Annotated in this window: 13 protein-coding genes; 12 read left to right on the forward strand and 1 reads right to left on the reverse strand. The window is 44.3% G+C overall.

Annotation, left to right across the window (positions count from 1 at the left end; all coding sequences use genetic code 11):
- From rsmB to B2M23_RS10035, 6 genes are all read left to right on the forward strand, one after another.
- Nucleotides 1-1,326: a 16S rRNA (cytosine(967)-C(5))-methyltransferase RsmB gene (gene rsmB, locus B2M23_RS10010; protein ID WP_038352637.1), complete on the forward strand. Its 1,326-nt coding sequence runs from the start codon at nucleotides 1-3 to the stop codon at nucleotides 1,324-1,326.
- A 104-nt stretch (nucleotides 1,327-1,430) separates the two neighbouring features.
- A complete protein-coding gene (gene rlmN, locus B2M23_RS10015) occupies nucleotides 1,431-2,453 on the forward strand; it encodes a dual-specificity RNA methyltransferase RlmN (RefSeq protein ID WP_038352636.1) in 1,023 nt (340 codons plus the stop codon).
- Between the two features lie 4 nt (nucleotides 2,454-2,457).
- Complete coding sequence (locus tag B2M23_RS10020) at nucleotides 2,458-3,204, forward strand: Stp1/IreP family PP2C-type Ser/Thr phosphatase (RefSeq protein WP_038352635.1); 747 nt, start codon at nucleotides 2,458-2,460, stop codon at nucleotides 3,202-3,204.
- Entirely contained in the window at nucleotides 3,197-4,957 is a 1,761-nt protein-coding gene (gene pknB / locus B2M23_RS10025) for a Stk1 family PASTA domain-containing Ser/Thr kinase (protein WP_038352634.1), read from the forward strand. Before B2M23_RS10020 ends, pknB begins: the two co-directional genes overlap by 8 nt.
- 10 nt (nucleotides 4,958-4,967) lie before the next feature.
- Nucleotides 4,968-5,858 carry a ribosome small subunit-dependent GTPase A gene (gene rsgA, locus B2M23_RS10030; protein ID WP_052237287.1) on the forward strand — a complete coding sequence of 297 codons (891 nt, stop codon included), beginning with the start codon at nucleotides 4,968-4,970 and terminating at the stop codon, nucleotides 5,856-5,858.
- Nucleotide 5,859: 1 nt separating this feature from the next.
- Nucleotides 5,860-6,504, forward strand: coding sequence for a thiamine diphosphokinase (locus B2M23_RS10035; protein WP_038352633.1), 645 nt, complete (start codon nucleotides 5,860-5,862; stop codon nucleotides 6,502-6,504).
- Nucleotides 6,505-6,557: 53 nt separating this feature from the next.
- Here B2M23_RS10035 and rpmB read toward each other — a convergent pair whose 3' ends face one another.
- On the reverse strand, nucleotides 6,558-6,746 hold the full coding sequence (rpmB, locus tag B2M23_RS10040) for a 50S ribosomal protein L28 (RefSeq protein WP_081571172.1): 189 nt from the start codon (nucleotides 6,744-6,746) through the stop codon (nucleotides 6,558-6,560).
- Between the two features lie 155 nt (nucleotides 6,747-6,901).
- On the opposite strand from rpmB, the gene B2M23_RS10045 reads away from it, so the two are divergent.
- From B2M23_RS10045 to B2M23_RS10070, 6 genes are read left to right on the forward strand one after another with little or no spacing between them, the layout of a single operon-like run.
- Entirely contained in the window at nucleotides 6,902-7,249 is a 348-nt protein-coding gene (locus B2M23_RS10045; protein ID WP_038352631.1) for an Asp23/Gls24 family envelope stress response protein, read from the forward strand.
- A 12-nt stretch (nucleotides 7,250-7,261) separates the two neighbouring features.
- Nucleotides 7,262-8,881 (forward strand): DAK2 domain-containing protein, encoded by a 1,620-nt coding sequence (locus B2M23_RS10050; RefSeq protein ID WP_038352630.1) that lies wholly within the window; start codon nucleotides 7,262-7,264, stop codon nucleotides 8,879-8,881.
- A 16-nt stretch (nucleotides 8,882-8,897) separates the two neighbouring features.
- On the forward strand, nucleotides 8,898-10,949 hold the full coding sequence (recG, locus tag B2M23_RS10055) for an ATP-dependent DNA helicase RecG (protein ID WP_038352629.1): 2,052 nt from the start codon (nucleotides 8,898-8,900) through the stop codon (nucleotides 10,947-10,949).
- 12 nt (nucleotides 10,950-10,961) lie between these two features.
- Nucleotides 10,962-11,528, forward strand: a complete 567-nt coding sequence (gene rsmD, locus B2M23_RS10060; RefSeq protein WP_038352628.1) for a 16S rRNA (guanine(966)-N(2))-methyltransferase RsmD — start codon at nucleotides 10,962-10,964, stop codon at nucleotides 11,526-11,528.
- Nucleotides 11,528-12,019, forward strand: a complete 492-nt coding sequence (coaD, locus tag B2M23_RS10065) for a pantetheine-phosphate adenylyltransferase (RefSeq protein ID WP_038352627.1) — start codon at nucleotides 11,528-11,530, stop codon at nucleotides 12,017-12,019. Before rsmD ends, coaD begins: the two co-directional genes overlap by 1 nt.
- Nucleotides 12,016-12,462 (forward strand): hypothetical protein, encoded by a 447-nt coding sequence (locus B2M23_RS10070; RefSeq protein ID WP_038352626.1) that lies wholly within the window; start codon nucleotides 12,016-12,018, stop codon nucleotides 12,460-12,462. The genes coaD and B2M23_RS10070 overlap by 4 nt, the downstream gene beginning before the upstream one ends.
- Nucleotides 12,463-12,514 lie beyond the last annotated feature (52 nt).

Genomic DNA, 12,514 nt, shown 5'->3' on the forward strand with positions numbered 1-12,514 from the left:
ATGAAAATTCGTGAACAAGCCGTAAAAACGCTTCTCAGAGTCAGCAGGGAAGGCGCTTATTCCAATTTGGAAACTAAAAAGGTGCTTGGAGAAAATTATTACAAGGAAGAGGACCGTGGACTTTATCTTAATATTGTCTACGGGACTCTCCAATATAAGCTGTATCTGGATTACCTTTTAAAAAAGCATATTTCAAAGGATCTGAATAAGCTGGACCCCGAGGTGTTGGAAATACTCAGGATTGCGGTTTATCAGATTTATTTTTTAGACAAAATTCCAGCCTATGCAGCGGTGAATGAATCGGTTGAGATTACCGGAAGGCTCAAGCCGAAGGCCAGAGGTTTTGTCAATGGTGTGCTCAGAAACATACTCCGGAGTAAGGAGACGGATGAGACTTTTGATTTTTCTTCCTTCAGCAATGAGAAAGAGGCGCTGTCCGTTCGATACTCTATACCAGTCTGGATCATCCATAAATATTATGAAACTTTTGGCGCTGAAAAGGCAGAGAAAATCATTCCTCTGCTCAATGAAAAGCCTCCCTTTACCATAAGAGCAAACACCCTTAAGTTCGACAGAAACACTTTGGAAGAAAAACTATCGGATCAGGGGATTTACTGTGAAAAAGGAGCGTTGGACTGCGACGCTCTCCATTTAAGCCACTTGGGGAGCTTTGAGAATCAGGTGCAGTGTGACCCGCTGTTCACAGCTGGTTATTTTATGATTCAGGATCAGGGGGCAATGAAAGCCGCCCGTCTTTTAGGGCCCGAAAAAACAGATCGAGTACTGGATATGTGTGCTGCGCCGGGTGGAAAAACGACCCATTTAAGTCAGATAATGGAAAATGAAGGCGCTGTTATCGCCCGCGATATTTTCGACAGCCGTCTTAAGCTGATTGAGGAAACAGCCGCTCGCCTTGGTATCTGTAATATTGAAACGCAGAAAACAGATGGCTGTATTTTCAGGCCGGAGGATCGTGAAGCCTTTGACAGGGTACTGCTGGATGCGCCGTGCTCAGGCCTTGGCATCATCCGCAGAAAGCCTGAGATACGTTACACCATCACAAAGAAAGCCCGAAAGGAGCTGGTCCGTATTCAGAGCCAGCTTCTGGATCATGCGGTTCAATACCTGAAGCCGGGCGGGACGCTGGTCTATTGTACCTGCACAGTCAACAGCGATGAAAATGAAAAGCAGATCGAGCGGGTGCTGAAGGATTATCCTTTTATGAGTATTGAAGCCGTCTCTGAAGGGGTAAACAGTATTCATACCAGCCCTCTTGATGATGGCTGTGACTGCTTTTTTATGGCAAAATTGAAAAAAGATTGTTAATTTTGTTAGAATTTGTGTTATAATAATAAAAAGTGTATTGACTCAATTAAAAATCCGGCTTTATGCCGGATTTTTAATTGGATAGAAAGGTAATCCATTTTCTGATGGAAAATATATTTGGAAAAACATTAAATGAGTGTAAAACGCTGATGGAAGAGGCCGGAGAGCCATCCTTCAGGGGAAAACAGCTTTATCAATGGCTGTATGAAAAGAAGGCGGCGCATCTTGACGAATGCACGAATCTTTCGAAAGGCCTTCGTGAAAAATTGAAAACCCAATACGATATTGAACATGGAATTATTGAAAAAACACAGGAAGACCCTGTGGATGGGACAAGAAAATACCTGATCCGTCTGCCGGACGGCAACAGTATTGAGACGGTACTGATGTCCTACCATCATGGCTATTCTCTGTGTGTTTCCAGCCAGGTAGGTTGCAGGATGGGCTGCGCGTTCTGCGCATCCACAAAAGGTGGGAAAATCCGAGACCTTGAAGCAGGAGAGATTCTGGATCAGATTTATCTGGTAGAGCAGGAAGCTGAAATCCGGATTTCCAATGTCGTGATCATGGGGATCGGTGAACCACTGGACAATTACGAAAATATATTGAAATTCTTAAATATCGTGAACGAGGGCTGGGGAATCGGCCAGCGCAAAATCACCCTGTCTACCTGCGGCCTTGTCCCTCAGATTGAAGTGCTGGCAGAACTGGATCTTCAGATTAATCTGGCCATTTCGTTGCATTCTCCCTTCCAGGACCGCCGGGAAACATTGATGCCTGTGGCAAAAAAATACCGGATTGAAGAACTTCTTAAGGTTTGTAACAATTATTTTACAAAAACAAAGAGAAGAATCACTTTTGAATATGCATTGATCGAAGGATTTAATGATCGTCCCGAAGATGTAGCTGAGCTTGCTGAAATACTGGGAAAAATGCCTTGTCATATCAACTTGATCGGCCTGAATCCGGTTACGGAAAGTGTGTACAAAGGAAGCCGAAATGTAAATTTTTTTAGCAATGAGTTGAAAAAGCGCGGTATTACTTGTACAATTAGAAGGAAAATAGGCGATAATATCGACGCGGCCTGTGGACAGCTGCGCCAGAAAGCAGACGGGATGAAGAGGTGATGAGATGAAGTGCGCGTATTCTTCAAACATAGGTGCCAAGCGGAAAGTGAATCAGGACGCTTGCCTGGCAGCTACCATTGAAAACAGTGGAAGAAAATACTATGTCTTCGCAGTAGCCGATGGTCTTGGCGGTCACCGTTCCGGTGAAGTCGCCAGTCAGATGGCTGTTGATTATATAAAAGAAAAGCTGTCAGATGTCGAAAACTATTTTGACTATGACGAGATGTACCATTTTGTCAATGCAATCAATCATGAGATTATTGATGTAAGCCGCAATTGTGAAGAGTGTCTTGGTATGGCAACCACTCTCACCATGTGCATATTGGATGGCAGCCGTCTGGGTGTTATTCACGTGGGCGACAGCAGGGCTTACCGCATTAACAAAGATGGAATGGAGCAGTTAACAAAGGACCACTCATTGGTTCAGGTGCTGGTGGATGAGGGGAAAATCACTTCGGTGGAAGCTAGTGTCCATCCTCAGAAAAACGTCATTACCCGGGCTCTCGGGACAGACGATATTGTTCAGCCGGATCTGTATGATTATCAGGTAACCTCGGAGGATGTCATTTTGATTTGCTCCGACGGTCTTTACAATATGGTTGACGAAGGGGCTATTCGGGAAATTGTATTAACGCATTCTCTGGAAGACGCGACCAAGGAATTGATTAACTTAGCAAACCACAACGGTGGCAATGATAACATTACCGTTGTACTGTTTAACCCAAAGGAAGAGGTAACTGCCAATGATTAGTAAGGTCTTGAACAATCGCTACGAGATAATTGAATTGATCGGGCGCGGAGGCATGGCCTATGTTTACAAAGCCAAGGACCGTAAGCTTAACCGTTATGTAGCGGTTAAGGTTTTGCGTGAAGAGTACACAGAAAACGAACAATTCATCAAGAAATTTGACCGCGAGTCCCAAGCGGCTGCGGGACTTTCCCATCCGAATATCGTTTCAGTTTACGATGTGGGTGTGGAAGGGGATATTTATTATATCATTATGGAATATGTGGACGGCATTACCCTGAAGCAGTACTTGAATAAAAAAGGACATCTCGATTATAAAGAAGCTACCCGTTTTATCATTGACGTGGCGGCTGCGCTTAAATGCGCCCATGAGCATAAAATTATTCACAGAGATATAAAACCTCACAATATTCTTTTAACCCGCGATTTGGTACCAAAGGTTGCGGATTTTGGTATTGCGAGAGCCATCACCAGCTCTACGGTAACCATGACCAACCAGACCATGGGCTCTGTCCACTATATTTCACCGGAGCAGGCGAGAGGCGGATTTGTGGATGAGCGCTCCGACCTTTATTCCCTTGGCATTATGTATTATGAGCTGCTGACCGGACAGCTTCCTTTTGATGAAGAGAATACGGTCACCATTGCCATTAAGCATATCCAGGAGGAACTGGTGCCTCCAAAAGAAATCTTGCCGGATATACCGGCCAGTGTCAATGATATTGTGGTTAAGCTGACCCATAAAAAGCCTGAAGACCGTTACCAAAATATGGATGAGCTGATCGATGATCTTGAAAAGATCATGGTGGATGCCAATGCGGCGGTGGGTGATAATGGTTCTGCGGTCAGTGATGAAACACAGATTATCGGCGATGAAGGACTCTTCAAAATCGAGCCGGTGACAGGCCCGATCGAAAGCGGTTATCACGAAGATGATGAGGAAGAAGACGATCTGGCGCAGGCCCAGCGGAAGAAAAAGAAAAAAATCATTGCTTTTTCCATCGCAGGCGGTATCTTGGCGATTATCCTGATCGTTATTCTGATGAATACATTGACGACAAAGGCGGTCATGGTTCCAAACGTTAAGAATATGACCCAGGAACAGGCAACTCAAGAGCTGGAAAAGGCCGGATTAAAGCTTGAGGTTGAAAACCAGGTATACAGTTCAGATGTTGAATCTGGAAAAATTGTTTCTCAAAATCCCGAAGAGGGAAGAGAAATGAAAAAAGGACAGACTGTTAAGGTAACCGTGAGCAAGGGAACTCAGAATGTCACGGTGCCAAAGGTCATCGGGCTGAGTGAGGCAGAAGCGACTGCGGCCATCGACAAGCTAAAGCTGGTCAAAAATGTCAAACGTGAATACAACAGCGATGTTGCCACGGGCATTGTCTATTCGGTTGATCCTGGCGAAGGGGTCAGTGTTGCCGAGGGCACCAGTATTACCCTTTACGTCAGCAAGGGACAGGATCTCGTAACTGTTCCTGGAATTGTGGGATTGAGCGAATCAGCCGCAGAGGCGCAAATTGAGGACAGCGGATTGAGTGTTGGCAGGGTAACGACCAGCGAAAGTGATACGGTAAGCGCTGGCCTGGTTATCAGTCAGTCTCCAACAGAGGGAACTCAAACAGAGCGGGGCACTTCAATCAATTTTGTGGTCAGCAGTGGTAAGCCGACGCCAAGCCCAACGCCGACACCAAACCCGACACCGACACCGACGCCAAAACCAGATCCTTCAACGGGGCCTGGAGAACAGTAAGTGATGCAGCATGAAACAAAATAGAATCTCAGGAAGAATTATAAAAGGAATCGGAGGGTTTTACTATGTAAGACCCGACGGTTCCACTTCTTTATTAGAATGTAAGGCCCGCGGTATTTTCAGACACCAGAAAATCAAACCCATGGTCGGTGATTTTGTAGAGGTAGTCGAAAATGACAGCGACGAACTGGCCATTGATAAAATAAAACCGAGAAAAAACGAATTTGTACGCCCGCCTGTATCCAATGTAGACGTGGCGTTAATTGTGTTTGCCGGAGAAAATCCGAGCCCGAACCTGCTGCTTTTGGATAAGCTTTTGATCGCATCGGAAATGAAAGCGGTTGAACCTGTCATCTGTATTACAAAAACAGACCTCGTGGACGCGGATGAATTGCAGAGGATTATGGATATTTACGCTAAAACGCCCTATAAATGCTTTGCTTTTGATCAGACAGACAACATTGCCCTGCAGAAAATTGAAAGCGAAATAGCGGGAAAAACAGCCTTTCTCGCAGGTCCCTCAGGAGTTGGTAAGTCAACGCTGGCCAATAGACTGTGTGAGGCAGGTGCCATGGAAACCGGGGAGCTCAGCCAGAAGCTTAACCGCGGCAAGCACACGACGCGCCATGTTGAACTGCTGGATTTAAAGGTTGGCGGGTATTTGCTGGATACCCCGGGTTTTTCATCTCTTAAGCTCGATGGCGAAATTGAGAAGGAAGATCTTCGGTTTTATTTTCCGGAATTTGAGGAAGGCTCCTGTCGATTTGCGAGCTGCCTGCATCAGAGTGAGCCTGGGTGTGCGGTGAAGGAACAGCTTGAAAAGGGTGAAATTAGTTCGGTGCGCTATGAGCATTACAGCTATCTTTTGGATGAAATAAAAAATAAGAGAAGTGACTATTAAAATGAAAGCGGTCGTCTTTACAAATGGACAGTACGAAAATTTAACTTTTTATAAAAATTATCTGGAGAACTGGGAGGATTTTCAGGTGATCTGTGCCGACGGCGGTGCAAACGCCGCCCAATCCCTGGGCATAACGCCGCAGCTGTTAGTTGGAGATATGGATTCGATCCATGCAGAGCTGCTCACAAATTATTCGGAAAAGGGTGTGACCATAGACCCCCATTCGACCCATAAGGACGAAACGGATACTGAGCTGGCCGTCGAGTACTGTATAAAAAAAGGCTTTGACGAGGTGGTGATCTTCGGCGCCCTGGGAAGCCGGTTTGACCACAGCTTTGGGAATCTTTATTTACTGAACCGCCTTTTAAAAGAAGGGATTCATGGTGAGATTGTCAATGAAAATAATCGGATTTTTCTGGTGAAGGACAGGACCGTTCTGGATGTGCCAGCAGGAACCACTGTTTCGATTCTGGCATTTACTGATCAGGCAAGCGGAATTAACCTTGAAGGGTTTGAATATCCGGTAAAGAATGGTGTGATGGCGCATTTTCTTCCAGGGTATGGCATCAGTAATGTAACAGTAGAAAAGTGTCCCGAAATATCGGTTGAGCAGGGGATTTTGATGGTTGACATTGTAAATGAGTAAAATAAAAACGTGCAAGTATTATACCTGCACGTTTTTATAAGTTAAAGCGAGAACTATGCTCTTTCAACTTTACCGGAACGTAAGCATCTGGTGCAAACATTAACTCTTTGTGGAGTACCATCAAGTACAATTTTAACTTTTTGTAAATTAGGTCTCCATACTCTTTTATTATGTTTATTAGAGTGAGTGACATTGTTGCCAGACACAACGCTTTTTTTACATACAAAACATTCTTTAGCCATTTGTCCAACCTCCCTTGCGCTATTCTTCTACTAAAACAGAGGTTATTATATCACAAAATTTAAAAATAATGCAATAAGAATTTTGACTTTCTTGAAATATTTATGTAAAATAGATATGATATAGTTGAGTAAAGAAGATAAAGGAGTATTTACCAATGAAAATAGAAAATGAATTAGGATATATTGATATCTCGCGTAAAGCGGTTGCGGATATTGCCGGAAACGCTGCTATGGGATGCTACGGCTTAGTCGGTATGGCACATCAGCGCGGTAAGGACGGTTTGATTGAAATAATGTCCGGAGAGCAGGCCAGCAAAGGCGTCGGCGTTAAAATCGACGACGACGGAAAGCTGATTATCGATCTGTACGTGATCGTAGAGCAGGCAATAAAGATATCTGTTGTTGCTGAAAATATTATTTCAGCCGTAAAATATAGCGTTGAAAAACAAACTTCACTGAAGGTAAAACGCATCAGTGTTAATGTCGTAAGCGTAAGAGTGTAGGTGGAGGAAGGAATGAAGACCCAAATTATTGATGGAAATTTGCTAAAAAAAATGTTCGAGTATGGTGCGAAAAATCTCGAAATTTATAAAAAAACGGTGGATGAGCTTAATGTGTTTCCGGTACCGGATGGTGATACGGGAACCAATATGTCTTTAACCTTCTCACATTCGGTAAGCGAGTTGGAAAAAATGACGGGTATCAGCCTATACAGTGTGGCAAAAACCGCCTCCAGCGGCGCTTTAATCGGTGCGCGCGGTAACTCAGGCGTTATCCTGTCCCAGTTGCTCCGCGGTTTGGCCGAAGGCTGCAAGGACAAGGAAGAATTGGATATCAAGGGCCTCGGGCAGGCGATTCGCGCCGCCGCAGATGCTGCGTATAAAGCAGTCATGAAGCCTACCGAAGGTACAATTCTGACGGTTGCGCGAGAAATGGCTGAATTTGCCATGGATAACTATGACCGTTACGACAATCTGGACGATTATCTTGAAAACATCATTTCCTATGGCAAAAAATCACTGGCAAAGACACCGGAATTGCTGCCGGTATTAAAAGAAGCCGGTGTGGTAGATGCCGGCGGACAGGGCTTGATTTTTATTATGGAAGGCGCCTATAAGGGAATGACCAATCAGGAGTTGAGCCAGGAAGTACACCTGAATATAAGTGACCGCGAGCGCTTTGTGGATGATTCAAACATGCGTCCCGAGGATATTACCTTTGGCTACTGTACTGAATTTATCGTTAAGGACGCTGCCGAAGCGAACGATAATGAGCTGCGTGAGTATCTTAATACGATCGGGGACTGCGTGCTTGTCATCAAGGATGACGACATCATCAAGGTGCATGTGCACACCGACCACCCAGGCAAGGCTTTTGAAAAAGGGCTGACCTATGGCGCTCTGATCCGTATGAAGGTTGACAATATGCGCGAAATGCTCGGTGTATCTGAAGAGGAAGCAGAAGATAAAGAACCGGCTAAACCCTATGGCTTTGTAGCTGTATCCCCAGGGGCGGGCCTTACTAATTTATTTAAGGATCTGGGGATTAGCCGTGTGATCTCCGGCGGACAGACCATGAATCCAAGCACTCAGGATTTTCTGGATGAAATTGAAAAGACCAACGCGGAAGAAATTTTTCTTTTCCCGAATAACAGTAACATTATCATGGCTGCCAATCAGGCACAGGCCATTTCAGAAAAGCATGTGCATGTTATTCCGACCAAGACAATCCCGCAGTGCGTAACAGCGATGCTGACCTTCCAGCCGGAGGTTGACTGGGAAGAAAATGAAAAGAACATGCTGGAAGTTATTCCAACAGTCAAAACAGGAGAGGTTACCTTTGCGGTCCGCGATACGAAGATCAACGGTCTGAAGATTGCTAAAAATGATATCATTGGTATCTTTGGCGGCGAAATCGTTGTGAAGGGTGATGATGTAGCCGAGGTGACCAAGGAACTTCTGGATAAAATGGTCGATGCGGACAGTGAGCTGGTTTCTGTTTACTACGGCTCGGATGTGGCTGAGGACGATGCGGAAGCCCTTGTTGAAGATCTGGAAGAAAAATTTGAAGACTGCGATGTGGAAATCAACGAAGGCGGACAGCCGCTGTATTATTACATTGTGTCGGTAGAATAAATTTAGAGGGGATAAAATGAAAGTGTCGGATTCAATTAGAAGCATATCGGGTATCGGTCCCAAGAGAGCTGAGGCATTTGGGGAATACGGTATTACAACAATTGAAGAGCTTCTCGATTTTTATCCCCGAAAATACCTTAATCGAAAAATAATGGGTTCGCTTCAAACAGAAACGGAGGAAGCTGTAACCGTAAAGGCTGTTGCGGCCAAAAAAGGAACACTGCGGCGTGTCCGCAGAAATATGTCTCTTTTTGTGCTGCCAGTTGTGGAGACACTTGCAAATGGTGAATCGGTAAGAGGCGAGATCGTTTGGTTTAACCAGCCCTACCTCAGGGATATTTTTTTCGAAAATGAGACCTATTATTTTTTCGGAAAGGTTGTCATAAAAAATAATCGGCGTCAAATCTATAATCCCCAGTTTGCTCATGAGAGTAAGCTAGAGGATTTCTTTATTCTTACCCCCGTTTACCCCAAGATTGAAGGTGTTCCGGGGGAATCGCTTAAAAAATACATGGGTGCTGTTTTTAAGCAGCATCTACTCATTAAGGATGATTTGCCGGAATGCTATCGGGAAAGGTATCACTTATTGTCAAAGAAGGATGCTCTTAAAAAAATACATTTTCCGGATACGCCCCAGGATGTAGCTGAGGGGAAAGGACGGATAAAGTTTGAGGAAGCGTTGAAGATCAACATCGGCATTATGAACAGCCGGGCCTTAAACGGTATATCAAAGATCAGCCTTGACAATTTTGAGGCATTCAGGCGTTTCACCAAAGGCCTGCCTTTTGAACTGACAGCCAGCCAGCTAAAGGTGCTCGATGACATTGTGGGTGATATGAAAAAAGGAATTATTATGAACCGTCTGGTTCAGGGGGATGTAGGCTCCGGTAAGACGATTATCGCGGTTGCGTGCGCTTATCTCATGGCGCTTAATGGTTACCAGACCGCCTATATGGCGCCGACGGAGATACTGGCCAGCCAGCACGCCGCAAATTTCAGACAGTATCTTGAATCTTATGGCATACATGTTGAATTGCTGACTGGCTCACAGAAGGCCAAAGAACGGAACGCGGTAATGGAGACCATTGCCAGCGGTGAAGCGCAGGTGATCATCGGGACCCATGCGCTTATACAGGACAGCGTGGACTATTATAATCTGGGTCTGGTTATCACAGATGAGCAGCACCGTTTTGGCGTCAAGCAGCGCGGAAAGCTTAGTTTGAAGGGAGAAACGCCCCACACACTGGTTATGAGCGCTACCCCAATTCCCAGAACGTTGGCTTTAATCCTTTATGGTGACCTGGATGTTTCTTATATTGATGAGCTGCCAAAAGGGCGAAAAAAAATTAAGACTTACTTTTACAATGAGAAATCTTATCCGAAGATTTTGAATTTTATGGCGAACGAAATGGATAAGGGGCGGCAGGCTTTTGTTATTTGTCCGTTTATTGAAGAGTCGGAGGAAATGAGTGAGGTTAAAGACATTCAAAATGTGTTTGCTGAGGTAAAACAGTTTTACGGAAGCCGTTACCGCATTGCCTGCCTCTACAGCCGGATGCCCGCTGAGGATAAAAAGCAGATTATCGGCGCCTTTAATCGCTGCGAAATTGATCTGCTGGTAGCGACCAGTATTATTGAAGTTGGGATTGATGTGCCTAATGTTTCAGTGATTACGATTCTCAGTGCAGACCGTTTTGGCTTGTCCCAGCTCCATCAGCTTCGAGGGCGTGTGGGACGCGGAATGCATCAGTCCTATTGCTTTTTAGTTTCTAATTCCAGAAATGACCAGACCATTGAACGTATGCGCGTGATCGTCAACAACCACAGCGGTAAAAAAATAGCTGATGAAGATTACCGCCTGCGTGGGCCGGGCGATTATTTTGGGCTAAAACAGCACGGGTTTCCTGAGTTCAGGGCCTTGAATCCTTACGAGGATTTTGATCTTATTAATGAAACCAAAAAGGTGGCGCAGGAAATCTACAATTCCGGCGATAAAGAAACAATGGCCTATCGGGCCCGGATTATTGAAACATTCTACAAAAATTTATCGGAAATTTCTATGAATTAGAGGGAGAATGAAATGCGCGTAATAGCAGGAGAAAAAAGAGGAACAAAGCTCGTATCCATTGGCGGCGACTCTATAAGACCGACGACCGATAAGGTTAAGGGGGCTGTCTTTAGCAGCGTTCAGATCGAGCTGAGAGAAGCGCAGGTTTTTATTGATCTTTTCGGAGGGAGCGGCGCCATGGGGATAGAAGCTCTTAGTCGTGGGGTTCCGCAGGCCTATTTTTTTGATATTTCCAGAGACAGCATCGGTATTATTAAGAAAAATTTAAAATTGACTGGTTTCGAAGGCAAGGCGATTGTAAAAAATTGTTCAGCAGAAGAAGGAATTGGTTTTTTATGCAAAAATTCAGTAAAATGTGATATGATATACATGGATCCACCGTATAAGGATGGGATTAGCATGATTTCGATCGTGGAAAAAATCTGTGAGAAAAAAATCTTGAATTCTGATGGAATTATAATGATGGAACACGAAAAATCTGTTATAATGCCAATAACGATTAAATCATTTGCAAAATATAAAGAAAAAAAGTATGGAACGACATTCGTCAGTTTTTATAGTTGGGAGAATTTTGGTTAATGAGAAGTGCTGTGTATCCCGGAAGCTTTGACCCAGTTACCTTTGGTCATTTGGACATTATAGAAAGAGCCTCAAAGCATTTTGACAGGGTCATTGTGTGCGTGATGGTAAATTATAAAAAGAATTACCTGTTTTCCAGTGAGGAAAGGTGCGCGATGATCCGAGAGAGTGTGGCGCACTTGGAAAATGTAGAGGTTGAGGTTTCGTCCTCGCTGCTGGTGGATTATGCAAAATCAAAAGGAGCCCAGGTGATACTGAAAGGCCTCCGGACAGTGCAGGACTTTGAATTTGAACTGCAGATGGCTCTGACAAATAAAAAACTGGACAATGATGTTGAAACTTTTTTTATGGTGACAAACAATCAATATTCCTATTTAAGCTCAAGCGTTGTGCGGGAGCTTATGGAATTCGATGGGGATGTGTCAGATTTCATACCTCCACATGTTGAAAAAGCGATACGGATAAAATATGGGAAGGATGCTAGAGAATGAAGGTTTTAGAACTGCTAACTGAATTGGAAGAACTTGTGGAAAAGGGAAATACCCTGCCATTTTCGTCAAAGGCTTTGGTCAGTCCTGAAGAAATAATGGAAATCATTGATGAAATTCGGGAAGAGCTGCCGACAGAGCTGGTACAAGCTCGGGAAATAGTAGAGCAAAAGAAAAAAATAATGGTTGAAGCAGAAGGAGATGCGGAGCGGATCAAAAATGAAGCTGAGAAAAAGCTGAAGGAAATGATTGATACCAATGAAATTACCAGAACCGCGACTGCTCAGGCGGAAACGATTATTAAAAACGCCCAGGCAAGCGCTAAGGAGCTCCGCATAGGGACACAGCATTATTCGGATAAAATACTCTACAACCTCCAGGTACAGCTGAAAGAACTGAACGATAAAATCGAAGCGAACCGCAAAGAAATTAAAGAAATTAAGTAATGGCTGAATAGGACTTTTTAAGTCCTATTTTTTGCAATAAGATAAATCTGTA

The sequence above is a fragment of the Eubacterium limosum genome, assembly GCF_000807675.2.
GTDB lineage: Bacteria > Bacillota > Clostridia > Eubacteriales > Eubacteriaceae > Eubacterium > Eubacterium limosum.

What these genes read in the sequence shown, in the direction of transcription:
- coaD (WP_038352627.1), top strand. Translation starts at nt 11,528, where the DNA reads ATGAGAAGTGCTGTGTATCCCGGAAGCTTTGACCCAGTTACCTTTGGT.
- B2M23_RS10020 (WP_038352635.1), top strand. Translation starts at nt 2,458, where the DNA reads ATGAAGTGCGCGTATTCTTCAAACATAGGTGCCAAGCGGAAAGTGAAT.
- pknB (WP_038352634.1), top strand. Translation starts at nt 3,197, where the DNA reads ATGATTAGTAAGGTCTTGAACAATCGCTACGAGATAATTGAATTGATC.
- B2M23_RS10045 (WP_038352631.1), top strand. Translation starts at nt 6,902, where the DNA reads ATGAAAATAGAAAATGAATTAGGATATATTGATATCTCGCGTAAAGCG.
- rsmB (WP_038352637.1), top strand. Translation starts at nt 1, where the DNA reads ATGAAAATTCGTGAACAAGCCGTAAAAACGCTTCTCAGAGTCAGCAGG.
- B2M23_RS10070 (WP_038352626.1), top strand. Translation starts at nt 12,016, where the DNA reads ATGAAGGTTTTAGAACTGCTAACTGAATTGGAAGAACTTGTGGAAAAG.
- recG (WP_038352629.1), top strand. Translation starts at nt 8,898, where the DNA reads ATGAAAGTGTCGGATTCAATTAGAAGCATATCGGGTATCGGTCCCAAG.
- rlmN (WP_038352636.1), top strand. Translation starts at nt 1,431, where the DNA reads ATGGAAAATATATTTGGAAAAACATTAAATGAGTGTAAAACGCTGATG.
- B2M23_RS10035 (WP_038352633.1), top strand. Translation starts at nt 5,860, where the DNA reads ATGAAAGCGGTCGTCTTTACAAATGGACAGTACGAAAATTTAACTTTT.
- B2M23_RS10050 (WP_038352630.1), top strand. Translation starts at nt 7,262, where the DNA reads ATGAAGACCCAAATTATTGATGGAAATTTGCTAAAAAAAATGTTCGAG.
- rsgA (WP_052237287.1), top strand. Translation starts at nt 4,968, where the DNA reads ATGAAACAAAATAGAATCTCAGGAAGAATTATAAAAGGAATCGGAGGG.
- rsmD (WP_038352628.1), top strand. Translation starts at nt 10,962, where the DNA reads ATGCGCGTAATAGCAGGAGAAAAAAGAGGAACAAAGCTCGTATCCATT.
- rpmB (WP_081571172.1), bottom strand. Translation starts at nt 6,746, where the DNA reads ATGGCTAAAGAATGTTTTGTATGTAAAAAAAGCGTTGTGTCTGGCAAC.